23 protein-coding genes are annotated in these 24,539 nt (G+C 39.6%); 16 read left to right on the top strand and 7 right to left on the bottom strand.

The window, feature by feature from the left end; translation table 11 throughout:
- Positions 1 to 83 precede the first annotated feature (83 nt).
- Positions 84 to 629 (top strand): hemerythrin domain-containing protein, encoded by a 546-nt coding sequence (locus ACLKML_RS09620; RefSeq protein WP_413285153.1) that lies wholly within the window; start codon positions 84 to 86, stop codon positions 627 to 629.
- Positions 630 to 730: 101 nt separating this feature from the next.
- Here the strand turns inward: ACLKML_RS09620 and ACLKML_RS09615 are convergent, their stop codons facing one another.
- Positions 731 to 916: a DUF3545 family protein gene (locus ACLKML_RS09615; protein WP_413285152.1), complete on the bottom strand. Its 186-nt coding sequence runs from the start codon at positions 914 to 916 to the stop codon at positions 731 to 733.
- 268 nt (positions 917 to 1,184) lie between these two features.
- Between ACLKML_RS09615 and ACLKML_RS09610 the strand changes: the two genes are divergently transcribed.
- Together ACLKML_RS09610 and yaaA are read left to right on the top strand one after the other, a co-directional pair.
- Positions 1,185 to 2,603, top strand: a complete 1,419-nt coding sequence (locus ACLKML_RS09610) for an alanine/glycine:cation symporter family protein (RefSeq protein ID WP_413285151.1) — start codon at positions 1,185 to 1,187, stop codon at positions 2,601 to 2,603.
- Between the two features lie 149 nt (positions 2,604 to 2,752).
- Positions 2,753 to 3,529 (top strand): peroxide stress protein YaaA, encoded by a 777-nt coding sequence (gene yaaA / locus ACLKML_RS09605; protein WP_413285150.1) that lies wholly within the window; start codon positions 2,753 to 2,755, stop codon positions 3,527 to 3,529.
- Between the two features lie 122 nt (positions 3,530 to 3,651).
- Here the strand turns inward: yaaA and srmB are convergent, their stop codons facing one another.
- From srmB to fldB, 3 genes are all read right to left on the bottom strand, one after another.
- Positions 3,652 to 4,881: an ATP-dependent RNA helicase SrmB gene (gene srmB, locus ACLKML_RS09600; RefSeq protein ID WP_413285149.1), complete on the bottom strand. Its 1,230-nt coding sequence runs from the start codon at positions 4,879 to 4,881 to the stop codon at positions 3,652 to 3,654.
- A 114-nt stretch (positions 4,882 to 4,995) separates the two neighbouring features.
- Positions 4,996 to 5,751 carry a tRNA1(Val) (adenine(37)-N6)-methyltransferase gene (locus ACLKML_RS09595; RefSeq protein WP_413285148.1) on the bottom strand — a complete coding sequence of 252 codons (756 nt, stop codon included), beginning with the start codon at positions 5,749 to 5,751 and terminating at the stop codon, positions 4,996 to 4,998.
- A 45-nt stretch (positions 5,752 to 5,796) separates the two neighbouring features.
- Positions 5,797 to 6,315 (bottom strand): flavodoxin FldB, encoded by a 519-nt coding sequence (fldB, locus tag ACLKML_RS09590; protein ID WP_413285147.1) that lies wholly within the window; start codon positions 6,313 to 6,315, stop codon positions 5,797 to 5,799.
- Between the two features lie 150 nt (positions 6,316 to 6,465).
- Here fldB and xerD point away from each other — a divergent pair, with 150 nt between their 5' ends.
- From xerD to ACLKML_RS09530, 12 genes are all read left to right on the top strand, one after another.
- On the top strand, positions 6,466 to 7,359 hold the full coding sequence (gene xerD / locus ACLKML_RS09585) for a site-specific tyrosine recombinase XerD (protein WP_413285146.1): 894 nt from the start codon (positions 6,466 to 6,468) through the stop codon (positions 7,357 to 7,359).
- Between the two features lie 37 nt (positions 7,360 to 7,396).
- Positions 7,397 to 8,218, top strand: a complete 822-nt coding sequence (locus ACLKML_RS09580) for a thioredoxin fold domain-containing protein (protein WP_413285145.1) — start codon at positions 7,397 to 7,399, stop codon at positions 8,216 to 8,218.
- Between the two features lie 104 nt (positions 8,219 to 8,322).
- A complete protein-coding gene (gene recJ, locus ACLKML_RS09575) occupies positions 8,323 to 10,059 on the top strand; it encodes a single-stranded-DNA-specific exonuclease RecJ (RefSeq protein ID WP_413285144.1) in 1,737 nt (578 codons plus the stop codon).
- A 93-nt stretch (positions 10,060 to 10,152) separates the two neighbouring features.
- Positions 10,153 to 11,251 (top strand): peptide chain release factor 2 gene (gene prfB / locus ACLKML_RS09570; RefSeq protein WP_413285143.1). Its coding sequence is split into 2 segments (ribosomal slippage): positions 10,153 to 10,227 and positions 10,229 to 11,251, totalling 1,098 coding nucleotides; the frame shifts between segments, so codons are not numbered across the junction.
- A 23-nt stretch (positions 11,252 to 11,274) separates the two neighbouring features.
- On the top strand, positions 11,275 to 12,789 hold the full coding sequence (lysS, locus tag ACLKML_RS09565) for a lysine--tRNA ligase (RefSeq protein ID WP_413285142.1): 1,515 nt from the start codon (positions 11,275 to 11,277) through the stop codon (positions 12,787 to 12,789).
- A gap of 142 nt (positions 12,790 to 12,931) precedes the next feature.
- Positions 12,932 to 13,300, top strand: a complete 369-nt coding sequence (locus ACLKML_RS09560) for a YacL family protein (RefSeq protein ID WP_413285141.1) — start codon at positions 12,932 to 12,934, stop codon at positions 13,298 to 13,300.
- Positions 13,301 to 13,564: 264 nt separating this feature from the next.
- Positions 13,565 to 13,903, top strand: coding sequence for a P-II family nitrogen regulator (gene glnK / locus ACLKML_RS09555; RefSeq protein WP_317717659.1), 339 nt, complete (start codon positions 13,565 to 13,567; stop codon positions 13,901 to 13,903).
- A gap of 18 nt (positions 13,904 to 13,921) precedes the next feature.
- Positions 13,922 to 15,151, top strand: a complete 1,230-nt coding sequence (locus ACLKML_RS09550; protein WP_317717660.1) for an ammonium transporter — start codon at positions 13,922 to 13,924, stop codon at positions 15,149 to 15,151.
- A gap of 190 nt (positions 15,152 to 15,341) precedes the next feature.
- Positions 15,342 to 16,355, top strand: a complete 1,014-nt coding sequence (locus ACLKML_RS09545) for a Fe(3+) ABC transporter substrate-binding protein (protein WP_317717661.1) — start codon at positions 15,342 to 15,344, stop codon at positions 16,353 to 16,355.
- A 114-nt stretch (positions 16,356 to 16,469) separates the two neighbouring features.
- Complete coding sequence (locus tag ACLKML_RS09540) at positions 16,470 to 18,095, top strand: ABC transporter permease (protein ID WP_413285140.1); 1,626 nt, start codon at positions 16,470 to 16,472, stop codon at positions 18,093 to 18,095.
- Positions 18,095 to 19,126: an ABC transporter ATP-binding protein gene (locus ACLKML_RS09535; RefSeq protein WP_413285139.1), complete on the top strand. Its 1,032-nt coding sequence runs from the start codon at positions 18,095 to 18,097 to the stop codon at positions 19,124 to 19,126. The genes ACLKML_RS09540 and ACLKML_RS09535 overlap by 1 nt, the downstream gene beginning before the upstream one ends.
- A 448-nt stretch (positions 19,127 to 19,574) precedes the next feature.
- Positions 19,575 to 19,856, top strand: a complete 282-nt coding sequence (locus ACLKML_RS09530) for a D-fructose-6-phosphate amidotransferase (RefSeq protein ID WP_413285138.1) — start codon at positions 19,575 to 19,577, stop codon at positions 19,854 to 19,856.
- A gap of 147 nt (positions 19,857 to 20,003) precedes the next feature.
- Here the strand turns inward: ACLKML_RS09530 and rsmC are convergent, their stop codons facing one another.
- The 3 genes from rsmC to hemL form a co-directional block, all read right to left on the bottom strand.
- On the bottom strand, positions 20,004 to 21,038 hold the full coding sequence (rsmC, locus tag ACLKML_RS09525) for a 16S rRNA (guanine(1207)-N(2))-methyltransferase RsmC (RefSeq protein ID WP_413285137.1): 1,035 nt from the start codon (positions 21,036 to 21,038) through the stop codon (positions 20,004 to 20,006).
- A 137-nt stretch (positions 21,039 to 21,175) separates the two neighbouring features.
- Complete coding sequence (locus tag ACLKML_RS09520) at positions 21,176 to 22,261, bottom strand: AI-2E family transporter (protein WP_413285136.1); 1,086 nt, start codon at positions 22,259 to 22,261, stop codon at positions 21,176 to 21,178.
- 242 nt (positions 22,262 to 22,503) lie between these two features.
- Entirely contained in the window at positions 22,504 to 23,787 is a 1,284-nt protein-coding gene (gene hemL / locus ACLKML_RS09515; RefSeq protein ID WP_413285135.1) for a glutamate-1-semialdehyde 2,1-aminomutase, read from the bottom strand.
- A gap of 383 nt (positions 23,788 to 24,170) precedes the next feature.
- Between hemL and erpA the strand changes: the two genes are divergently transcribed.
- The gene (gene erpA / locus ACLKML_RS09510) at positions 24,171 to 24,512 is read left to right on the top strand and encodes an iron-sulfur cluster insertion protein ErpA (protein ID WP_317717668.1); all 342 of its coding nucleotides are present in this window, start codon (positions 24,171 to 24,173) and stop codon (positions 24,510 to 24,512) included.
- The last annotated feature ends 27 nt before the right edge of the window (positions 24,513 to 24,539 follow it).

The following is a 24,539-nucleotide window of genomic DNA, read 5'->3' as shown; positions in this document are numbered from 1 at the left end:
ATCGACTAAAATCAAAACACGGGTTTTATTCTTTAGTTAAACTGGGTGCCGTACTCTGTACTATAAAAGGAGCTTAGAAAATCATGATGATGGAACAAATTCACCGAGAACACGGCTATATGGTTCGCTTATTGGCCATTTTGAAGAGTAACTGGAATACACTTAACAACGAGAAACCGATTAATTACAGTTTGTTGAAAGAGATTGTTGATTATCTTTCTACTCATTCCGAAAGCGTACATCATCCTAAAGAAGATATCCTTTATCGTTACTTTATCGAGCATTATCCTGATAGTGCTAAAGTGAAAGATCTGCAAATTGAGCATCAAGAATTATCTGATAAAACCCAGGATTTTATATTAACAGTGGAGATGATCCTGCAAGACGCTGTTGTGCCTCAAGACGTATTTATAGCTCAGTTAGAAGCATTTATACAGAATCAGAAACATCACTTAGATTACGAAGAAAAAGAAATATTTCCGTTAATTAAAAGTACTTTTACCGCACAAGATTGGCAAGAAGTTGAGAGTCAATGGCAACGGAGTGATGATGATCCTGTATTTGGCGACAACATAGCCGAGCGATACAAACAACTTGCAGAGATAGTAAGGCAAGTAAAAAAAGACTAAGTGCACCATTGATTTCAATATTGAATTGTATAAAAAAAAACAGGCACTAAAGTGCCTGTTTTCTGGAGCTAATAATATCGGCGATTTATAAATCGGCCTCGTTAAAAATCAATTTCGTCTAAATTGTAATCATTGCAAACATCGAGTTCCATTAACTCTTTCTGTAATCGTCGACGATCTTTTATCGCTTCTATTTCACGCCATCTGCGTTTGACTGGTTTTGCACGGCTAGAACGAATCGAATGTGAATCCGTTTCCATTATATCTTCGAGTAGAAAGCCTTCCATCTTGACCTCACTTGTATTTAATGTACTCCTAACGGAGCTTTTTAAGTACCATAAACACGATAAGAATAGCTATGATGTATTTCTCATTTGTTTCTCTTAGATGAAGCTTTTGTTAGAGAATCCACTGTAATTCACAATTTGTATATTTTTAATGGACAAAAAATCGACTCAAACTAGAGATCAGGAAGGTTGACATCTGTACTCGTTGAATCAGAATGAAGTTAATTAGCTGTTCTAGCTATCCGCCATTATCCACGGAGAGGACCTTGTGGCAGAAACGATAAGTTTACTTAATGATCTTTTATGGGGATCGATTCTTGTTTATATTTTGGCTGGTGTAGGAATTTACTTTACCGTCAAATTAGACTTTATCCAGTTCAGGCATTTTACCCATTTATTTTCTGTGCTTAGAAATAGCCGGCGTTTTGAAGGAGAAGGAATTTCATCTTTCCAAGCATTATGTACCAGCCTTGCTGCTCGCGTTGGCACAGGAAATATGGCGGGAGTGGCGATTGCTTTAACCGCCGGTGGGCCAGGTGCTATTTTTTGGATGTGGTTGATTGCCATGTTTGGCATGGCGACCTCTTTTGCAGAAAGTACCTTAGCTCAGTTATATAAAATCAAAGATGATAATGGTCATTTTCGTGGTGGGCCAGCTTACTATATGCATAAAGGGTTAGGTATGCGTTGGTTAGGGGCATTATTCTCTGTGCTACTCATTATTACCTTTGGGTTAGTGTTTAATGCGGTTCAAGCGAACGCTATTGTTCATGCTATGGAAACGGCTTTCGGCTGGGATTCTTTGTACGTTGGCGTATTTGTGGTTTTATTAGCGGCTTTTATTATTTTTGGTGGTATTCGCACGGTTGCTAAAACAGCTGAAATAATTGTTCCTCTCATGGCGTTAGCTTATTTATTGTTAGCATCGGTAGTGATTATTCTTAATTTAGATAAAGTACCTGGTGCACTTGGTTTAATCTTTAAGAGTGCGTTCGGAGTTCAAGAAGCTATTGCTGGTGGAGTCGGCTATTCTATTTCTCAAGCCGTTATTAATGGAGCAGAACGCGGTCTCTTTTCTAATGAGGCGGGAATGGGATCGGCACCTAATGCGGCGGCAACCGCAACACCTTATCCACCTCATCCTGTTTCGCAAGGTTATGTACAGATGCTTGGTGTATTTCTTGATACGATTGTCATATGTACTGCAACCGTCGCTATCATACTGCTTTCTGGAGAGTATCAACAAGGTGGACCGGTCACAGGTATTGAGTTAACTCAAAATGCCTTGAGCTCTCAGGTAGGCGACTGGGGAAGTATATTTATTGCCGTTGCTATCTTCTTTTTCGCTTTTACTTCTATTATCGCTAACTATTCTTATGCAGAAACCAATCTGACGTTTTTAAAGCAAGATCATAAAATTAATAAGACTATTTTACGTGTTCTGGTTCTTATTATGGTGATGTATGGTGCGGTAGATTCTTTGCCCATGATTTGGGCGTTAGCTGGGCTTTCTATGGGGATGATGTCTATGGTTAACCTAATGACCATTATGTTGCTTTCAAGTATCGTGATTAAATTGGCCAAGGATTATAACCGGCAAATAAATATGGGACGGGTACCTAAATTTAAATCGAAAGAATATCCAGAACTCATAGCGCAATTAGAAAAAGGTGTTTGGCGCGATTAGTGTTTATGAATCGTTAGCTATATAGAAACTAACCGCACGCAATCTTCATTGGCTTCGGCTATTAAACAAATTGAAAAAGTCGTGCTGACTAAGCGGTGTTTTTTATATATTCTAGCTATAAATCAATCGAACTTCGATGGAAGAAAATTATGCTCATTATTGTTTCTCCAGCAAAAACTCTGGATTATGACTCGCCACTTGCTATTGAAAAGTACACGCAACCAGAATTAATTGATCAGTCGAAATTGCTAATTAACGAGTGTCGTAAGTTAACTCCTGTTGATATTGCTACTTTAATGAAAGTTAGCGATAAAATTGCAGGGTTGAATGTGGCTAGATTTGAGCAATGGAGTGAAACATTTACTCCTGAAAACTCTCGTCAGGCAATATTGGCGTTCAAAGGCGACGTTTATACTGGCCTTGAAGCTCAAACCATGAGTGAAGATGATTTCGATTATGCTCAGTCTCATCTTCGTATGCTTTCAGGTCTGTATGGATTGCTAAGGCCGCTTGATCTTATGCAACCTTATCGTTTAGAAATGGGCAGTCGATTAGCGAATGAGCGCGGTAGTAACTTGTATCAGTTTTGGGGCGATATTATTACTAACAAACTGAATGATGCACTAAGTGAACAAGAAGACGATATTGTGGTTAACCTGGCTTCTAATGAGTACTTTAAGTCGGTTAAAACCAAACAGCTCAATGGTAACGTTGTTACGCCAATCTTTAAAGATTGTAAAAATGGTCAATATAAAGTCATTAGCTTTTATGCCAAAAAGGCGCGAGGAATGATGGCTCGATATATTATCGATAATCGTATTTCTTCTATTGAATCACTAACTAACTTCGATGTAGCTGGATACTATTTTGTAGAACAAGAGTCTAGCGCAACAGAATTGGTGTTTAAAAGAGAAGAACAGAAATAGCTTTCAATTATTAGTAGAAAAATACAATTAGTACCAGAAAAACGTGTGGTTTGATTTGAAAATAATAAAGGGCATGAGCCCTTTATTATTTTAATGACTAGCAGTTTTACGCTTAATTGGCGTTATTTTTTCTTCTTCTTTTTCTTTGGTGACGCTTTAGTCGTTACTTTGGCTTTCACTTTTTTCTTCTTTTTAATGCTCGGCTTTTTGTGCGTTGGACGCATATCTTTGATAAAACGTTCTTTTACATCTTCCTGTACGTAACGCGCAATACGAGCCATCATGCCTTGGTCATGAGCTTCCACTAAAGATATTGCATTGCCTTTTTTACCTGCACGAGCTGTACGGCCAATACGATGTAAATAGACATCAGCCGTTCGAGGAAGATCATAGTTAATTACATGAGAAACATTAGGAAGGTCAATCCCACGAGCTGCTACATCAGTTGCTATCAGTACGTTGACTTCACCATCATGAAAACGACGAATCGCGTTATTACGGCGATCTTGTTGCATTTCTCCTTGTATCCAACTGCAAGGAATTTGCGCACTTTCTAACAATGAACGCACTTCGGCTAAACGTTCACGTGTTTTTACAAATACAATAGAACGCTCTGCCTGTTCAGTTAGAATATGCTTAAGCAAGTCATTTTTATGCTTTAGTGTATCGGCACGATGATACCATTGGGTGATCTTTTTACGTTCACGACGAGATGGATCGGCTTCAATTTTAGCTGGGTCTGTTAACAGATCCGCGGTAAAACCTTCTACACCTTTTCCTTCTAATGTGGCAGAAAAGAGCAGTGTTTGCTTTCTCCAACGACATTCTCCTGCCAAACGGTCGACAACAGGTGCAAAGCCCATATCAAGCATACGGTCGGCTTCGTCTAAAATCAGCCATTCGATAGCTCGACAATCAAAGCGTTCCGCTTCAATGTATTCCATTAATCGACCCGGTGTCGCTACAACAATATCTTGAGTTTTAGCTAATATATCGGCGTGTTCTTGATACATGACGCCACCGGTGATGGTGACAATATTCAAGTTGGTATTTTTTGCTAGCTCACGAGCTTGATCGGCTACCTGCATGGCGAGTTCACGTGTTGGCGTTAAAATTAGTACGCGAGCAGGACCCGCTCTTTTGCGTGGAAAATCTTGTAAGTACTGTAAAGCAGGAAGAGCAAATGCTGCCGTTTTTCCCGTACCGGTTGGCGCAGAAGCTAAGATATCTCGGCCATCTAATGCCAGTGGGATCGCCTCGGCCTGAATTTGAGTTGGGCGCTCAAACCCCATATCGGTTATTGCTCTAACGAGGTTATCGTCTAGCTCAAGGTCAGCAAAATTATTGATCACAATAGGATCTCCACAAGCAGTAGTTAAAAGTTTGGTGGTGCATATATTGAATGAAGCAGTATACGCGGTCGCGCATTATAGAGGAATAATGCTTATATCTACATCATTATATTATTACATCTTTAAATAAAACGCTTTTGTCAGTGCAATAAAATTATCGGAGTACTTTCCGCATTGATTAATTACTAACTCTGAGTGCTCCGTTTCAAGTTGTTTTGTATTAATGGTTTCATCTTGTTGGCATAGTTCTATCAGTAAACGATTAGCCGGTTTACATTCTGTTGGTGATACTAGGCAAAGGCGGGATACTTTCCAGCCTAAAGTACTCGCTAGAGTAATGAATGCCTCTCCTTCTACTCGCGGCAGAATAAAGTTTGCTTTGCCCTGTTGCTTCAATACTTTTTGGCAACTTTGCAATAAATCTTTATGTGGTAATGAATTGGTGTGTCGGGCGATTGCTCTTTGTTTTAGTTTGGAGGATTGACCGTGATTAAAATAGGGAGGGTTACAGATTATAATGTCGAAAAGGTTATCCGACAGTTTGAATAATTCAGTCCAACTTAAAATATCCGCATGGGTTAATTGGAGTCGTTTATGCCAAGGTGATTGTGAAAAATTATGTGACGCCGCGTCATAGGCGTCTTTATCTATTTCTATTGCATGAATATCCGCTTGGTAAAAGCGTTGCGCGCACATTAACGACAGTAAACCTGTCCCTGTTCCAATATCAAGAATGGTGGCATTGTGAGCCGCTTGAATCCAACTTCCGAGCAACACGCCATCAGTACTCACCGGCATACCAGAAAATCCACCGTGCACAGTGAATTGCTTAAACGAAAAATCTTTGGTGGCGGTTCTATCGGAAACCATCGTCTCTCTGCGCTGTATCGGTGACAAGTTAGTAAAGTTTAAAAACTAAAGCGTGTTTTGATATTCGGTAAGCACTTGTTCACACCAGGTGGCAATACGTTCATCACTGAGTTCGTATTGAGAGTCTTCATCTAGGGCTAAACCGACAAACTTCTTTCCATCTTCGGTTAGTGCTTTAGAAGCCTCAAATGTGTATCCGTCAGTAGGCCAATACCCTAAAAATTGTGTTTGAGTCGGTTTGAGTTCATCGTGTAACAGCCCCATCGCGTCAAGAAACCACTCGCCATACCCTTCTTGATCGCCCAGACCAAACAAAGCGACGTGTTTACCTTTTAGTGAGATAGGGGCAATACTCTGCCAAATTGCACTCCAATCTTCTTGCAGTTCGCCAAAGTCCCAAGTAGAAATGCCGAGAATGAGTAAGTCATAATCTGTCATTAAATCTAATGGTGTTTCTTTAACATTATAAATATCAACGAGTTCTTCGCCAATTATTGCTCGTATTTTTTCTGCTGCCATTTCGGTATAGAAGGTTGTTGAACCGTAGAAAAGTCCAATTTTCATATGATACTCATTCGCATATTTACTGTTTACTAAGGATTTTACCTACAAACAAGGTATGATTGCAGTCATTAGTTGCTTTTTAAGTTAATTTAGTTAGTAATTTAGTTTTTTCTGATTTATTTTGACAACGGTTTCGAGTGATAACGGAAGATGAACGACCAAGCTTTTATAGAACAATTTCTAGATTCAGTATGGATGGAGAAGGGGTTATCGGAAAATACTTTATCTTCCTATCGACATGACTTGATCAAGTTAATCAATTGGATGCAAACTGAAAACCTGTCTTTTAGCTCTGTGTCTATTACGGATCTGCAAGATTATCAGGCGTGGTTGACTGATAAAGGTTATAAGCAAGCATCTAGAGCAAGAATGTTATCTGCGATACGCCGATTATTTCAGTACGCTTATCGGGAAAAAGTGCGAAGTGATGATCCCAGCGCACTTTTAATTAGTCCTAAGTTACCTAAAAGGCTACCCAAAGACCTTTCTGAGCAACAAGTCGATGATCTTTTAGATGCGCCCGATCCCAACGATCCTTTACAATTAAGAGACAAAGCCATGTTAGAGCTTCTGTATGCAACGGGATTACGTGTAACAGAATTGGTGAGCTTGACTATGGAAAATATGAGTCTTCGTCAAGGCGTTGTTCGTGTAATCGGTAAAGGTAATAAAGAACGATTAGTACCAATGGGTGAAAATGCGGTGGATTGGATTGAAACCTTTTTACAAGATGGAAGGTCTACCTTGTTAGGTGAGCTGAGTTCTGATGTGGTGTTTCCGAGTAAACGAGCTAAACAGATGACTCGACAAACATTTTGGCATCGTATCAAACACTACGCAGTTATTGCGGGTATCGATACTGATTTGCTTTCTCCCCATGTGTTACGACACGCGTTTGCGACTCATTTACTTAATCACGGAGCCGATCTCCGAGTGGTACAAATGTTATTAGGACATAGTGACTTATCAACGACACAAATTTATACTCATGTTGCAACTGAGCGATTAAAACTCATTCACTCGCAGCATCATCCTAGAGCGTAAATCCAATACAGCAGCAATAAAAATTAAGGTGATATTAATGAGCGTGTTACGCAATCTACTGATTTTAAGTCTTCCATTCTTCATTGCAGCATGTGATGCAAATGAAGTAACTGAAGGAGAAAAAACCACCAGCGAAGCTGGAACAACGACGATAACAGATAGTGAATCTACGCCTAATTCTGCTACTTTTGACGAGCAAGCATTAAAAGCTCAATTTGAAAAAATGGGAGTAGAAGTCATTTCTATTATGCCTGCAAGTATTGATGGGTTATTTGAAGTCGATACCAGTGGTGGTCTGGTTTTCTCTAATGCACAAGGTAATCAATTTATTGCGGGTACGTTGTATGCTTTAGATGATCACGGTGAATATGTGGACGTTATTGCTGAGAGAAAAGCCCCTTTAAATGCAGCAAAAATTGAACAATATGTCGATGACATGATCGTTTATCCGGCAGAAAATGAAAAGTACGTTATCACTGTATTTACCGACACAACCTGTGGCTACTGTGTAAGATTGCATGGTCAAATGGAGCAATATAATGATTTAGGCATTACGGTTCGTTATTTAGCGTATCCACGCCAAGGACCTAACGGCCCGGTTGCTCAACAAATGGCACAAGTTTGGTGTTCCGATGATCCTGCCAAAGCGATGACAACAGCTAAATCGGGTCAAACGTTTAATAAACACGTTGATAATTTAGAGCAATGTATGCAAAAAATAGTCGAGCAATATAGTCTTGGGCGCGAGTTAGGGATACAAGGGACTCCAGCAGTCTTTCTTCCAAATGGTGCGCTATTGGCAGGTTATATGCCTCCAGCCGGTATGCTTCAGCGTATAGAACAAGAGATGGCTAATTAGTCTTTATATTCGCTACTAAATAATAAACCTGCTTTATAGCAAGCAGGTTTATTTACATACCGTTACCAAACGTCATTCGCTAGCATTGGACCTTCAGTATTACCATGATTGAAATTAAACGTCGTCCCCAAGTTAATCTATCTATTCTACCTGACACCATTCCAGAATTGCTTCGGCGTATTTATATTAATCGCGGTATCGATAATATTAGTCAGTTAGAGAAAGCCGCTAAAGGATTGCATTCTTATCAATCGTTAGCTGGAATCGATAAAGCAGTCGAGCTTTTATTCGCGGCTATTGAGCAAGGCAAACGAATAATTATCGTAGGAGATTTTGATGTTGATGGCGCCACCAGTTCTGCATTGTCGGTATTAGCACTCCGTTCTCTTGGTTGTCGAAATGTCGATTATTTAGTGCCAAATCGCTTTGAAGATGGTTACGGCTTAAGTCCAGATGTGGTTAAACAAGCTATTGAATTGCAAGCCGAAGTCATTATGACGGTTGATAATGGAGTGTCGTCTATTGAGGGTGTTCAATTTGCTAAACAACATGATCTTCAGGTTATCGTAACCGATCATCATTTACCGGGTAATCAACTTCCGCAAGCTGATGCTATGGTGAATCCTAATTTAGAATCTTGCCAATTTCCTTCCAAAGTTCTTGCTGGCGTTGGAGTCGCATTTTACCTTATGTTAGCGCTTAGAGCATTTATGCGAGAGCGTAATTGGTTTGCAGCCAATAATTTGTTAGAACCGAATTTAGCGGAGTTATTGGATTTAGTCGCACTGGGCACCGTTGCCGATGTAGTGGCATTGGATGAGAACAATAGAATTTTGGTTCACCAAGGGTTACAGAGAATCCGAGCCGGTAAAGTTCGGCCCGGAATTCAAGCATTAATTGAAGTATCTAAACGCGATGCTAAGCGTTTAGTCGCCTCTGATTTTGGGTTTGCTTTAGGGCCTAGAATCAATGCAGCAGGGCGTTTAGACGACATGTCGTTTGGTGTTGAATTGTTGATGAGTAACAATATTCATGCGGCAAGAAGAATGGCCAGTGAACTTGATAGCCTTAATCAGACTCGAAGAGAAATAGAAGATGGCATGAAGCAAGAGGCCATGGCTTTTTGTGAGCGGTTAAAGTTTGGTGAAAATGCTCAGTTACCTTATGGTCTTGCTTTATTTCAACGTGATTGGCACCAAGGTGTGATTGGTATTGTCGCTTCACGTATTAAAGATCAATTTCATCGGCCTGTGATTGCTTTTGCAGATGGTGGTGATGGTTATATAAAAGGTTCATGTCGCTCCATTCCAGGGCTACATATTCGCGATACACTTGATTTATTAGATACTCGAAATCCTGGTCTGATCCTTAAGTTTGGTGGTCACGCCATGGCGGCAGGCTTGACGATTAAAGAAGGTGATTTTGAGACTTTCGCGGCTTTATTTGATCAGCTTGTACGTGACCAATTAGATGAATCGGCTTTACAAGGGGTCATTTTGTCTGATGGAGAACTGCAACCAGAGCAGTTTTCCATGCATACTGCCATTGAGCTGAGAGATGGCGGGCCGTGGGGACAAAATTTCCCAGAACCTATTTTTGACGGTGAATTTAAGTTATTACATCAAAAATTGGTTGGAGAAAAGCATTTGAAAATGATGGTGGAGCCATTGTTCAAAGGCCATCCAACTAATATCTTATTAGATGCAATCGCATTTAATGTCGATTTGCGTCGTTGGCCAGATGCCGCAGCAAAAACGGTGAAGTTAGCGTTTAAGCTGGATATAAATGAGTTTAGAGGAAATCAATCATTGCAACTGATGATCGATCATATTGATAGCTAATAGCGCGCTTTTAGTTGTATTTTTTCCTGTATCTTCATCACATTTTTGAGTAGAATTCCTCGGTTAAATTCTACTCATAAATGTTGAGCAAACATGTTTGAAATCAATCCAATTAAAAACCGCTTGCAGGACGTGACACAACGCACGAATATCCTGAGGGGGTACCTTTGACTATGACGCCAAGAAAGAGCGTCTAGAAGAAGTTAATGCAGAACTAGAACAACCCGATATTTGGAACGAACCTGAACGTGCACAAGCGTTTGGTAAAGAGCGTTCTGCGTTAGAAGCGGTTGTTGAAACTATCGATATTCTTGACCAAGGCGTGGATGACGTAGAAGGCTTACTAGAGCTTGCCGTTGAAGCAGAAGATCAAGAAACGTTTGATGAAATTGAACCTGAACTTGCCGAGTTGGAAGCTAAGTTAGAAAAACTTGAGTTTCGCCGTATGTTCTCTGGTGATCATGATAGCTCCGATTGTTATATTGATCTTCAGTCAGGTTCCGGTGGTACAGAAGCGCAAGATTGGACTTCCATGTTGCTGAGAATGTATCTTCGTTGGGCTGAATCGAAAGGTTTTAAAACCGAAGTTATCGAAGTTTCTGAAGGCGACGTTGCTGGATTAAAATCTGCCACGATACGTGTTTCAGGTGAATACGCTTATGGTTGGTTGCGAACAGAAACTGGCGTACATCGCTTGGTTCGTAAGTCGCCATTTGATTCAGGTGGTCGTCGCCACACTTCATTTGCTTCTGCATTTATTTATCCAGAGATTGATGACAATATTGCTATCGATATTAATCCAGCAGAATTACGTATTGACGTATATCGTGCCTCTGGCGCGGGTGGTCAGCACGTTAACACCACTGAATCAGCGGTACGTATTACTCACTTGCCAACCAATACAGTTGTTCAGTGTCAAAACGATCGCTCACAGCATAAAAATAAAGATCAAGCGATGAAGCAGTTGAAAGCGAAACTGTTTGAGCTTGAGTTGCAAAAACAAAATGCAGAGAAACAAGCGAGTGAAGATTTAAAATCTGATATCGGCTGGGGAAGTCAAATTCGCTCATACGTATTAGATGATTCACGTATAAAAGATTTACGTACCGGCATTGAAAACCGTAATACTCAAGCGGTTCTTGACGGTGATTTAGACAAATTTATCGAAGCCAGCCTGAAATCAGGTTTGTAAGCGTACTATAAAGGGCAAATAAAATGACTGAACAGGTACAACAGCCAAATGCAGAAGAAAATAAGCTGATTGCTGAACGTCGTGCGAAATTAGAGAATATTCGCGCCAATTGTAAGGCAAATGGTCATCCTAATGATTTTCGTCGTGATAGTTTAGCCGGTGATCTTCAGGCGCAGTTCGGTGAGAAAACCAAACAAGAATTAGAAGAGTTGAACCACATCGTTGCTATTGCAGGTCGCATCATGGCGAAACGTGGTCCTTTCTTAGTTATTCAAGAAACTTCTGGCCGTATTCAAGCGTACGCAGCTAAGCCAGTACAAAATGAATTGAAAGAAAAATACCAAGGTCTAGATATCGGCGATATTATTGGTGTTAAAGGTGCTTTGCATAAATCAGGTAAAGGCGATCTTTACGTGAATATGGAAGAGTACGTATTGCTAACTAAAGCACTTCGTCCGTTACCAGAAAAATTCCATGGTTTAACCGATCAGGAAATGCGTTATCGTCAACGTTATGTTGATCTTATTGTGAATGAAGATTCACGCAACGCTTTTATTATTCGTTCTAAATTGGTTACTGCTATCCGTAATTTCATGGTTTCTAAGCAATTCATGGAAGTAGAAACTCCAATGATGCATGTTATTCCTGGTGGCGCAACGGCGCGTCCATTTATTACTCATCATAATGCTTTAGACATTGACATGTATTTGCGAGTCGCCCCTGAGCTTTACTTAAAACGTTTAGTGGTAGGTGGGTTTGATCGTGTATTTGAAGTGAACCGTAACTTCCGAAACGAAGGACTTTCACCTCGCCATAATCCTGAGTTTACCATGATGGAATTTTATATGGCTTACGCGGATTATAATGACTTGATGGATTTGACCGAAGAGATGTTACGTACGGTCGCGATTGAAGTGCTTGGCTCAAGCTCTATGCCTTACGGTGAAGAGACGGTTGAATTTGGCGGTCGTTATCCACGTTTAAGCATGTTAGATGCAATTAAACAATACAATCCTGATCGTGAAGATATTCAAGCGATGACTTATGAGCATGTTCAAGATCGTGACTTTATGGTCGGCATTGCTAAATCTTTACATATTAATGTCGAACCATTTTGGACCTGTGGTCAATTACTCGAAGAGATCTTCGGTGAAACCGCTGAACCAAAATTAATTCAGCCAACCTTTATTACCGAATATCCAGCGGATATTTCGCCATTAGCTCGTCGTAATGATGATAATGATTTCATTACTGATCGATTTGAGTTCTTTATTGGTGGCCGTGAAGTAGCGAATGGTTTCTCTGAGTTGAATGATGCAGAAGATCAAGATGCACGCTTTAAAGCTCAAGTTGATGCTAAAGATGCCGGTGATGATGAAGCGATGTACTATGACGCCGATTACATTACTGCTCTTGAGCATGGCTTACCGCCAACCGCAGGACAAGGGATTGGTATTGATCGTTTAGCTATGCTGTTTACTAACACACATACTATCCGTGACGTTATCTTGTTCCCTGCTATGCGTCCACAAGCCTAGTCAGCGCAGCATATTACTTAATAAGACCATCGCTAAGGCGGTGGTCTTATTTTTTGTGTATGGCTAATGTGTTGTTATTGAGAAAGCAATCGTTATTGAGAAACGAATAACTTAGACTAATTATTGCTACTGAGAATAAAAAATGGAATATCAATTTGTTAAAAGTATCACTGGTGAATATCGCATCAAGTGTAGTATGGGACATGAAGTTGTTGGTCGTTGGTTAGAGCAAGAAATATACACCGATAAGCAACGTATTAAGGCTATATTAACCGCCATTGAACAGATAAAAACAGAACAATCTCAAGAGTATTCTTTGGTCGGTAAAGAAATCAGTATTTCAATAAGACGCGATGATGTGGTTATCCAAGAAAATTCATTAAATTATGCAGATGATTCGTTGCAAGAGAGTGAATTTGATTTTTATGATTGTGAAAGTGATTCAGGTTGTGGGTTTGAAGATTTCGAACAATTAATTCATTCTTGGTGTGCTTTTATCGGTTATAAGTAGTTTATCGGCTTTAGTATCTTGTTTAAGATAATCGTTCGTCTTTATTCTCTTCTTTTTTCATGTCATTTTTCCTTATTGCACAATCTTGGGGCTTTGTTGTTTTTCGCTTCATTTTAGTGATCGCAATGCACTATTATGGTGCTTTAATTTTAATTTTAGTTAACATTTCTTTCTAAAGTACATTAAAAACAAACGGTTATAAAATTGGCATGGCTCTTGATTGTTATTTCCCTGTTAAAGGAATATATGCTCAGAGAGGATGCAATGAAACTTATTAACGCCATTATTAAACCATTTAAACTAGACGATGTTCGTGAAGCTCTATCGGATGTTGGCATTGAAGGTATGACTGTTGCTGAAGTAAAAGGCTTTGGACGTCAAAAAGGTCACACTGAACTTTATCGCGGTGCAGAATACCAAGTAGATTTTTTACCTAAAGTGAAACTTGAAATTGCAACGCAAGCTGAAAATGTTGATCGCGTTATTGAAGCTATAAGTAAAGCTGCACATACAGGCAAAATCGGTGACGGAAAAATATTTGTTTATGATTTAAGCCAAGTTGTACGTATTCGTACTGGTGAAATGGATAACGAAGCACTTTAAGGGATTGGAGAACATATAATGGAACTATTAACAACAGTAACAGAATTACGTTACGCACTAGATACTTTTTTCTTCCTAATTTCAGGTGCGTTGGTAATGTGGATGGCAGCAGGTTTTGCCATGTTAGAAGCGGGACTTGTTCGCTCGAAAAACACAACAGAAATCTTAACTAAGAACTTCGTACTTTATGCTATCGCTTGTACTATGTACTTGTTGATTGGTTATAACATCATGTATGTAGACAATGCTGAAGGCGGTATTATCCCTTCTATTGGCGCATTAATTGGTTCACAAGGTGAAGGCGCAGACCACTCACTAGAATCTGATTTCTTCTTCCAAGTAGTATTCGTAGCAACAGCAATGTCAGTTGTATCTGGTGCGGTTGCTGAGCGTATGAAACTTTGGGCATTCTTAATCTTTGCCGTTGTATTAACAGGCGTTATCTACCCAGTTGAAGGTTATTGGACTTGGGGTGGCGGTTTCCTTGCAGAAGCTGGTTTCAGTGATTTTGCTGGCTCAGGTATTGTGCATATGGCTGGTGCAGCTGCAGCTTTAGCAGGTGTTTTATTGCTTGGTGCTCGTAAGGGTAAATATGGTAAAAACGGTGAAGTTCACCCGATTCCAGGTTCAAACATGCCACTTGCTACATTAGGTACGTTTATCCTTTGGTTTGGTTGGTTCGGCTTCAACGGTGGTTCTCAGCTAATGGTTTCAGATTTTGAAAACGCAACAGCTGTTGGTCAAATCTTCCTAAATACTAACGCAGCAGCAGCAGCAGGTGCTATTGCTTCTCTAATCGTATGTAAGACCACTTGGGGTAAAGGTGACCTTACTATGGTATTAAATGGCGCGTTGGCTGGCTTAGTTGCTATCACAGCTGATCCACTATCTCCATCACCAGTTGCTGCCGTTATTATCGGTGCTGTTGCTGGCGTACTAGTTGTATTCGCTATCATCGGTATGGATAAAATCAAGGTTGATGATCCAGTAGGTGCTATCTCTGTACACGGTGTGTGTGGTTTCTTCGGTCTAATGGTTGTTCCAGTATGTAACAGCGATGCATCATTTGGTGCTCAGCTTCTTGGTGCAGCAGTTATCTTTGCATGGGTGTTTGCAGCAAGCCTAGCAGTATGGGCTGTATTGAAAGCAACAGCAGGCATCCGAGTTTCTGAAGATGAAGAAATGGAAGGTATGGATATGCACGATTGTGGTGTAGCCGCTTACCCAGAGTTTGTTTCTTCTAAGTAACCGATGTCAGATGAGTTGTCTTAACTAATAGATACTCAATAACATTTAGTTACATATATCTGTCTAAACCCGCTCATTGAGCGGGTTTTTTTATGCTTTTAGGTAACATTAACCATTGCACAAACGTTGTATTTCAATATAATAACGAACGATAACTATTATCATTTGCATCTATATTTAAGGACATATAATGAAAAAAGTGCTATCTCTATCAATGCTTGCTTTGGCGTCTATCAGTTCTACTTCTTTTGCCGCAGAAGAAGTGAATGTCTATTCGTACCGTCAACCATTCCTTGTTGAGCCTATGTTTACAGAATTTACCAAGGAAACGGGTATTAAAGTAAACGTTAAATTTGCCAATAAAGGGTTAGCTGAAAAACTCAAGCAAGAAGGTGAATATAGCCCTGCAGATGTTATTTTGACTACCGATATTAGTCGATTAGCAGAGTTGGTTGATAAAGGCGTTGTTCAACCAGTACAAAGTGAAACTATTGAACAAAATGTACCTAGTCAATATAGAGACAGTAATGGTGAATGGTTTGCTTTAACATTACGTGCGCGTAATGTTTACTCGTCTCGTGACAGAGTTGGAAAACTTGGTGACGACTTTAACTATGCTGATCTTGCTTTACCAAAGTATAAAGGCAAAATTTGTACACGCTCAGGAAAACACCCATATAATGTTTCTCTTGTTTCTTCTATGATTAGCCATAAAGGCGAAGCCGAAACTAAAGCATGGTTAGAAGGCGTTAAAGCTAACTTAGCTCGTAAACCACAAGGTAATGACCGCGCACAAGTTAAGGCAATTAAAGAAGGTCTTTGTGACGTTTCACTTGGTAACAGTTATTACCTTGGTAAAATGCTAAATGATGAAGAGCAAAAAGCGTGGGCTGAAGCTGTTTATATTAACTTCCCTAACCAAAATTCGGTTGGTACGCATGTTAACGTAAGTGGCATGGCTATGGCTAAGTACTCTCCAAATAAAGACAATGCAATGAAACTTATGGAGTTTTTAACTGATGATGTTGCCCAGCAATTATATGCTGAGGTAAACTTTGAATACCCAGTTAAAGTCGACGCGAAACCTTCAGAGCTTGTTGCTTCTTGGGGTGAATTTAAAGCGGATGAACTTGCATTAGAAGATATAGCCGCCAACCACAGTAAAGCAGTAGAATTGCTGGATGAAGTTAAATTCGACCTGTAATTAAACGGTAGACTTATTACTTTTTTGAAAACGAGATCTTAGCTAATAAGATTCTCGTTTTCTTAGTAATGGCAATGGCATAAATAACGTGCATTAATTTTATATGTTGTATTAATGAAAGAAAAAAACCAAATCTGGAAAACCAGTAGTGGAAGCTTAGCTTTGCTGCTGGTTTTGCCGATCTTAGCTATTTTTTATTTAGCCTTGGGCGATTCTGGTGATTTATTCGAGCACCTGCTATCAACGGTTATGCCTACCTATATTTATAATACAGTTGTTTTAGTTATCGGTGTATTGATACTGTCGCTGTTATTTGGCGTACCAAGTGCATGGTTGATGGCAATGTGTCGCGTGCCGGGTGAAAAAATATTGCAATGGATGTTAGTGCTGCCCTTAGCGATGCCTGGTTATATTGCAGGTTATATTTTTACCGATTGGTTTGATTTTGCCGGCCCAATACAAGTGCTAATTCGAGATTTGACGGGATGGTCAGGAGGCGAGTATTGGTTTCCTGATATGCGCACTCTTGGTGGGGCAACCGTAGTACTTGCTTTGGTTTTTTATCCATACGTTTATTTAATGGCACGAGCCGCATTTATGGAGCAGAATGCCAGTTTATTACAATCAGCAAGACTGCTGCGTTGTTCGCCATTTCAAAGTTTCAGAAGAATTTCCTTGCCACTTGCTCGGCCTTCAATTGCGGTTGGCTTATCTCTTGTTGCTATGGAAACAATAGGCGATTTTGGAACAGTAAGCTACTTTGCTGTCAATACGCTCACCACCGCGGTTTATGACACGTGGCTCGGGTATTCTAATTTAAATGCCGCAGCAAAAATTTCTGCCATTATGTTGTTAGTGGTGATTTTATTACTCAGTACTGAACGATACAGTCGTAGAAAACAAAAATTATTCCAAAGTAGTTTTAATAGCCATGAGGATATGAAATATCAGTTAGTTGGCTGGAAAAAATACGCTGCGCTGATCTGGTGTTGGGGGTTAGTTTCTATTGCTTTCATTTTACCTATTGGTCAATTACTTATTTATGCTTACAAGTATTTTTCACAAAGTTGGACTGAAGAATTTAGACAATATGCGCTAAACAGCTTACAGGTGTCTATAAGTGCGGCTTTAATCGCGATTTTAGTTGCGCTAACCGTCAATTTTCATCATAGGTTGCAGAGTAATCGTTTAAGTATCAGCTTTTTGCGTTTGGCTTCTTTAGGATATGCCGTACCGGGAACGGTATTAGCAATAGGTGTTATGGCTCCAGTGTTAACCATGGACCATTGGATTAATGATCTGGCTAAAATGATGGATTGGGGACGTCCCGGACTGGTGTTATCTGGTTCTATGTTTGCAATGATTTTTGCGATGGTGGTTCGTTTTTCTGCGGTAGCAATAGGCAGTATTGAGAGTAGTTTAAATAAAATTTCTCCGTCAATGGATATGGCCAGCAGAACCATGGGATGTAATCCAAATCAGATGTTGAAAAGAGTCCATTTTCCACTAGTGAGAAGGGGAATCTTAGTTGCGGGACTTTTAGTGTTCATTGAATCAATGAAAGAGTTAAATGCCGCTTTGTTATTAAGGCCGTTTAACTTTGAAACGTTGGCGACTTATGTTTATAACTTTGTTTCTGATGAGCACCTTGAGCTGGGTGCGCTTCCTGCCATATTACTTATTCTAGTTGGTTTAATTCCCCTTATTGTTATCAACCGTTCTTTGGAGCAGTCACATTAATGAGTAGTACTTTAACCATCCAAAACTTGACCTGCCAATATGATAACCAAAATGTATTGGAGTCACTTTCTCTTGAAGTAGAACAAGGTGAAATTGTTTGTTTGCTTGGTGCAAGTGGGTGCGGTAAAACAACGCTTTTAAAAGCGATTGCTGGTTTATTGCCATTGAGTCATGGTCAATTGAGTTTGAATCAACGCTTACTTGATGATGGCGTAACGTGGGTACCGCCTGAACAGCGCAATATAGGTATGATTTTTCAAGACTACGCGCTGTTTCCACATTTAACCGTTGCAGAAAATATTGCTTTTGGCTTACAGAATAAAACAGCCATTGAAAAAAAACACATAGTTGAAGAGATGTTAGCGCTAGTACATCTTGCTGATTATGAAACTCGTTATCCGCATCAACTTTCTGGCGGGCAACAACAACGCATTGCGATTGCTCGTTCTCTTGCTTACAAACCGAGTCTGCTCTTGTTAGATGAACCATTCTCTAATATTGATACCCAAGTTAGACATGATCTTATTTTGCAAATTCGTAAGATATTTAAGCAACAGGGTGTTACGGCAATCTTTGTTACTCATAGTCGTGAAGAGGCTTTTGCTTTTTCCGATAAGATGGCCGTAATGAATAACGGTGTAATTGAACAATTTGGTGAAGCTGCTGAACTTTATAATCAACCTTCTAGTCAATTTGTAGCCAACTTCCTTGGTGGCGGTAGCTATTTACCTGCCAAGAAATTGAATGAGTCGGAATTTAGTACCATGTTTGGCAAAGTGTTAGCTCAATCTAAAAATCAAATACAAGTGGGTGAACGCTGCCAATTATTGATGCGTCCTCAGCATATACGAATTAAACAAGATATTACCTGTTCCAATAAGGTGATTGAACGCTTGTTTATGGGCGATCAGTGTCGCTACGTTATTCAGGCTGATGAAACTAAATTGATTGCTACTGCCGATGAGTTGCTTAGCATTGGTGATCCAGTCGAGATCACGATAGAAAAACAGGGTTTATTAGCATTTAAGTAAAATAAAACTTTGCTTTCGGGTTAGTGTGAGCTAAAAGATCATACTAACCCTTACTATTGATTTTATAGAATATTTTGAATATAAAATGCCTTTCTTATCTGTTTTTTCGTTCTATTTCCCAGAGATCTTTTATCTAACACCATTCACTAACTTTTTCTGATTCACCATTTTTGCAATTTAATTTTTCGCTGTTATTGAGTGTTTTGAACCTGTTTTTATTGGTTCCTAAAGAGTATGTTGGTGGATAATCGCTCAGTAAAAAAGAGTCGATTGTATGAATATTTACTATTCATACAAGCAATGCCCTCAGTGCAAAGGATGTTGTGCGTGCAAACGGTCTTATCTTTGCAAACAAGGTCCATAGAAGAGTACATAGTATCGAATTCATTTTGCGCCGAGAGTCGGTTTACTTGGTATCATTTTTAAAGGTGAGTTGGGGAGTGTAGAGATGAGCAAATCAAAAATATTCTTAAGAGATCTTTTAGGGCTAATTTTAATTCTATCTTCTATTTCAGTGACTATTGCTGTGTTGCTTGATGTACTGGCCGTACTGACGCATTTTTCACATGAAGATATGATTTCTAGTACTTTCTTCCATGAATCTCTACCGCTGTTTCTGTTTGTTATTCCAGCCATTGCTATCGCCAAATATATCAATCGTCCAGAATGGGTCGAAGCGGTAAAAAATTATCGCTTGAATGCGGCTAAAAATTTAAGTGATCGTCTGTAATAAGGATGAAATAACGTGGTAAAAAAATGACTCTAATCACATTAGTAGTAAGTCTTTCAACCTCATAGTGCTAATAAGCTTTAAATGTTGAGGAGCTTTATATATTAATAAATTGCACTATGAGTTTTTTTGTTGCAGAAACGATGATTAAAGCTTCCTCATCCGTTTTTTAGCATGATATATAGCAAACTTAGTGGTTTTATTTATGGTTGCACAGTTAGAAAATGCCTGCTCAATGATAGGTGGGTATTTTAAAAAACTGTTCGCTACAATAAAAAGCTCGCCTCGTTTTGTTAAAAACTGCGGAGCATTGGCTAGTAGAGATTCAGTCACGTTGTAGCTGGTTTCTAGTCCAGAATGAAAAGGAGGATTACTGACAATAAAATCGTAATTATTGTCTGTGTCTGAATAAACGTCCGAAGCGAAGACTTTACCTGTTAATCCGTTTGCTTGTAAGGTTTGTATTGAAGAGGCAATAGCAAAAGCATTTATGTCACACATTTGTAATTCAATATCTGGATTGATTAAAGCGAGAGTAGCCCCAATCACACCCGCACCACAGCCAAAGTCGACTACTTTACCTTTCATTTTTGGCAATGAAGCAAGTAATAGTTTACTCCCATCATCAAATTGACCGTGACTAAATACACCGGGTAAACTTTTCACTATTAAGTCTTTACCGAATAACGTTAAGGTGTACGTTTTATACCATTGTTGAATATCAAAAGGTTCGGCAAGGTGGTCGCATCGTCCCCAATAAAAAGAGCAACGACGAGCTGAATCATATTTGCTAATAGGACCGTATTGAGCAAACATTTTCTCTATGCTTTTTACTCCTGACCGATTCTCACCAACAACAACAATTTCGGTTCCCGTGCCCAAATGCGCGAGCAACATGGCAAGTAGATACTCAGCTTCAGCTTTTGCTTTTGGCCAGTAAAGTAAAATCATATCCACTGGAGTTTCTTGTTTGAATTCTGTACCAAAGTAACTGGTAATGGTTGAACTGGATTGTAAAGTTCGGTGATAACTGTAATTGGATGTAAACACGCAAACCGATTCGCAATGCTTGGTTAACTCTATAGGAAATTGGTCTTCAACTTCTCCTGCAACCAAAACGTGCTTACCTTTAAAGTAAGCGAGTTGACGTTGTGCTATTTGGCTAGGGGCAATATAAGACATAAATTTTCTCAATAGTGTTTAAAATACAGTAAGTTATCATCATGAATTCGAATGAAACCATCAGAATGCTGTCGTGAGCAGTAAAGAGGGCAGATTTTCGCACAATCTGCCCACGGGATGAAGTGATTTATAAGGTTCTAACTTTGATCTTGGTCGCGCAGAAAGCCATGGAACTCTTCTTCATAAATATTGAAAAGTACAATAGAAATGGCAAAGATAATTGGTCCATATATTAAGCCTATTAAGCCGAATAACTGAATACCGCCTAGTAATGAGAAAAAGATCATTAAGGTGTTCATTCCTGAACTGCCTTGCATGAGCAAGGGTCGTAAAATATTGTCGATGGAGCCAACAAAGCCAATCGACCATACAGCAAGGAAAATAGCCCAATTGCTATCACCGGTGACAAATAAATAAAAGGCAGCCGGTATCCAAATAAGGGCAGTGCCAACAATAGGGATAAAGGAGGCAAAGCCAAACATGGTTCCCCAGAACAAGCCAGGGAAACCGCAAATCCACATCCCAATACCACCAGCAATACCTTGCGCGATAGCCGTCAGAAACGAACCTAACACCGCCGATTTTGCGACTTTTTCGACTTCTTCTAATAACCTATCTTCTTGGCTACGCGACAATGGCAAGATATGACGTAGCGCAAGAATAATTTTGTCGTGATCTCTTAAAAGGAAAAAAAGAACGAAAAGCATCAGCATGAAATCCATTAGGAAATTGGTCGCATCACCTAAAATTTTAGCGCTTATTGCTACTAGGTTACTGCCAAAGGTGGTGGCGAATTTTCCTATTCTTTCTGCAATTTGTTGTGGTTCGATGGTATCGAATGGTAAGTATTCATTCGCTAATGAAAGCACTTTTACCACTAAAGGAAGTTGGAAAAAGTCCTGTATTCCTCCCCCCGTTACCCACTGATAAATCTGTTGTGTCGCAACGGAGCCTTGTTGAACAATGGCTGCGAATACTGCTAATAAAGGAATAACAATAATAAACGTTAAAGTAACACAAGATAAAACGGAGGCGAGGTTGTTGTGTTTGGGGATTTTTTTATCGATCCATTCATGTAAAGGAAACATGAGTAATGAAATAATAAACGCCATTACAATAGAGTTAATATAAGGCTCGAGTAATAGAAAACAAGCATAACCAGCGCCAGTGAGCGCGGCAATTAATACCCAGTGACTTGATGATATTTTAAGTTTTTCTGGCATTAGGGCGTTCCTTTTTATGTCAGATTGATTAGCACTTCTCGATTAGTTATAACTTGGTGATTAATGAGCTCCTCGCGATTACATGGCTGTCACGAGTTGATTATTTATAATGGGGCTTAACGGTCTTTATTACAAATAAATTGTATTTTAAAGGGCGATGAATATCGCCCTTTATGATGAGTTACCTTGCTTCTATCGAGTCGTTTGTTGCTTACTATGATTGGCTCTGTTTCGTTGTGCGATTAAGCTAACTTTGCAAAACATTTTTCTGCCGCTGCTAATGTTGCTTCAATCTCTTTATCGCCATGAGCAAGAGATGTAAAGCTAGCTTCAAATGCAGATGGTGCTAAATAGATACCTTCTTCAAGCATTAGATGGAAAAAGGCTTTAAAACGTTCTACATCACATTTGGCGACTTCTTCGTAACAGGTTACTTTTTCTTGATCTGTAAAGAAGAAACCAAACATACCACCCACTTGAGAAACAAGCAGTGGGATATTATGTTTATCCGCGCGTTGTTTCAAACCTTCTGCCAATTTTTGGGTTTTACTGGCTAATGCCGCTTCATTACCTTCAGCGATGAGTGTTTTTAAACAAGCTAAGCCAGCTGCCATTGCTATTGGATTACCAGAAAGAGTACCGGCTTGGTAAACTGGACCAGTAGGAGCAACATGCTGCATTACCTCTTTTCGACCACCAAATGCACCAACAGGCATGCCACCACCAATCACTTTACCTAAGCAAGTTAGATCGGGTTTGATGTTGTAATAAGCTTGGGCGCAACCTTGTGCTACACGAAACCCTGTCATGACTTCATCAAATATTAGTAGAGCGCCTTCTTTATCACAGATTTCACGCAGTCCTTCATGAAAGCCGTCAATAGGCGGGATACAGTTCATATTTCCGGCAACCGGTTCCACAATAATACAGGCAATATCACCTTTGTTAGCATCAAAAAGTGCTTGAACGGATTCTAGATTATTAAAGGTGGCCGTTAGCGTATATTTTGCAAAATCAGCAGGAACACCCGGTGAACTAGGTTGACCTAGGGTTAATGCACCAGAACCAGCTTTTACTAGTAAGCTATCTGCATGGCCATGATAACAACCTTCGAACTTCACTATTTTATCCCGACCAGTAAAGCCACGAGCTAAACGTATTGCACTCATTGTAGCTTCAGTACCTGAGTTTACCATGCGAAGTTGTTCCATTGACGGTACGATAGATGACACTAATTCTGCCATTTCGACTTCTACTTCTGTTGGCGCGCCAAAACTTAAGCCTCTGTGTGCCGCTTCAATAACCGCATCACGAATGACCGGGTGGTTATGGCCCAGAATCATAGGTCCCCACGAACCAACATAGTCAATGTAAGATTTTCCATCGGCATCAATTATCATAGGGCCATCGGCATTTTGAATGAAGATAGGTGTGCCACCGACACCATTAAATGCGCGAACGGGAGAGTTCACGCCTCCTGGAATTGTTTGTTGCGCCTTTTGATAAAGTTCGGCTGATCTGGTCATCAATGTTATCCTCGTTATTCTAACTTGAAGCAATAGCTATGCATTGTAACTAACTTGGGCAGGATAGGTTTATAAAATTGTCTAAATTGGTCAAATAATTAAGTTAATACCCAAATTATCCAGTCGTTATAAGAATGTGCTGTTTTACTGGCGATATGTTTTTTCTCATAATGAGTTTTTTAGTAATACAGTTTCTTTTTGCTTTACATAGTCATCTATCTTATAAATATAAAAGCTTACAATAATGACGTTCGACAGAGAAGAATACTTGAATGATTTAGTCGGGTATTGGATAATTACTAAATATTGAAATAACACGCATCGCCTCATATAAGATGAACAATAATTAAAGAGCCGATACGATACGAAAAAGAGAGGTCCTTGTGAGTGAAGTAAACGTACCATTGTCTTTTTCTGATGCGGCAGCAACTCGAGTTAAAACGCTGATCGAAGAAGAAGAAAATTCCGAGCTTAAGTTAAGAGTCTATATTACTGGCGGTGGTTGTAGCGGCTTCCAATATGGCTTCACCTTTGACGAAAAAGTAAATGATGGCGATACAACTATTGTCAATAATGACGTAACACTGGTTGTTGATCCTATGAGCTTACAGTATTTGATCGGCGGAATTGTTGATTATACCGAAGGATTAGAAGGGGCTCGTTTTTTTGTGAATAACCCGAATGCAACTACAACATGCGGTTGCGGAGCATCGTTTAGCGTTTGATCTAAACCACAGTAATATTTTAAAAAT

Origin of the sequence: Vibrio sp. MA40-2 (assembly GCF_047302445.1) — a bacterium.
GTDB lineage: Bacteria > Pseudomonadota > Gammaproteobacteria > Enterobacterales > Vibrionaceae > Vibrio.
Note: the sequence above shows the minus strand (reverse complement) of the source record. Positions and strands in the feature narration are given on the sequence as shown.

Bases quoted from the DNA above. Each gene is read 5' to 3' on its own strand.
- lysS (WP_413285142.1), top strand. From the start codon at position 11,275: ATGACTGAACAGGTACAACAGCCAAATGCAGAAGAAAATAAGCTGATT.
- ACLKML_RS09540 (WP_413285140.1), top strand. From the start codon at position 16,470: ATGAAAGAAAAAAACCAAATCTGGAAAACCAGTAGTGGAAGCTTAGCT.
- ACLKML_RS09520 (WP_413285136.1), bottom strand. From the start codon at position 22,261: ATGCCAGAAAAACTTAAAATATCATCAAGTCACTGGGTATTAATTGCC.
- ACLKML_RS09545 (WP_317717661.1), top strand. From the start codon at position 15,342: ATGAAAAAAGTGCTATCTCTATCAATGCTTGCTTTGGCGTCTATCAGT.
- ACLKML_RS09530 (WP_413285138.1), top strand. From the start codon at position 19,575: ATGAGCAAATCAAAAATATTCTTAAGAGATCTTTTAGGGCTAATTTTA.
- ACLKML_RS09550 (WP_317717660.1), top strand. From the start codon at position 13,922: ATGGAACTATTAACAACAGTAACAGAATTACGTTACGCACTAGATACT.
- yaaA (WP_413285150.1), top strand. From the start codon at position 2,753: ATGCTCATTATTGTTTCTCCAGCAAAAACTCTGGATTATGACTCGCCA.
- rsmC (WP_413285137.1), bottom strand. From the start codon at position 21,038: ATGTCTTATATTGCCCCTAGCCAAATAGCACAACGTCAACTCGCTTAC.
- ACLKML_RS09620 (WP_413285153.1), top strand. From the start codon at position 84: ATGATGATGGAACAAATTCACCGAGAACACGGCTATATGGTTCGCTTA.
- ACLKML_RS09580 (WP_413285145.1), top strand. From the start codon at position 7,397: ATGAGCGTGTTACGCAATCTACTGATTTTAAGTCTTCCATTCTTCATT.
- xerD (WP_413285146.1), top strand. From the start codon at position 6,466: ATGAACGACCAAGCTTTTATAGAACAATTTCTAGATTCAGTATGGATG.
- hemL (WP_413285135.1), bottom strand. From the start codon at position 23,787: ATGACCAGATCAGCCGAACTTTATCAAAAGGCGCAACAAACAATTCCA.
- ACLKML_RS09560 (WP_413285141.1), top strand. From the start codon at position 12,932: ATGGAATATCAATTTGTTAAAAGTATCACTGGTGAATATCGCATCAAG.
- ACLKML_RS09615 (WP_413285152.1), bottom strand. From the start codon at position 916: ATGGAAGGCTTTCTACTCGAAGATATAATGGAAACGGATTCACATTCG.
- recJ (WP_413285144.1), top strand. From the start codon at position 8,323: ATGATTGAAATTAAACGTCGTCCCCAAGTTAATCTATCTATTCTACCT.
- ACLKML_RS09595 (WP_413285148.1), bottom strand. From the start codon at position 5,751: ATGGTTTCCGATAGAACCGCCACCAAAGATTTTTCGTTTAAGCAATTC.
- fldB (WP_413285147.1), bottom strand. From the start codon at position 6,315: ATGAAAATTGGACTTTTCTACGGTTCAACAACCTTCTATACCGAAATG.
- ACLKML_RS09535 (WP_413285139.1), top strand. From the start codon at position 18,095: ATGAGTAGTACTTTAACCATCCAAAACTTGACCTGCCAATATGATAAC.
- glnK (WP_317717659.1), top strand. From the start codon at position 13,565: ATGAAACTTATTAACGCCATTATTAAACCATTTAAACTAGACGATGTT.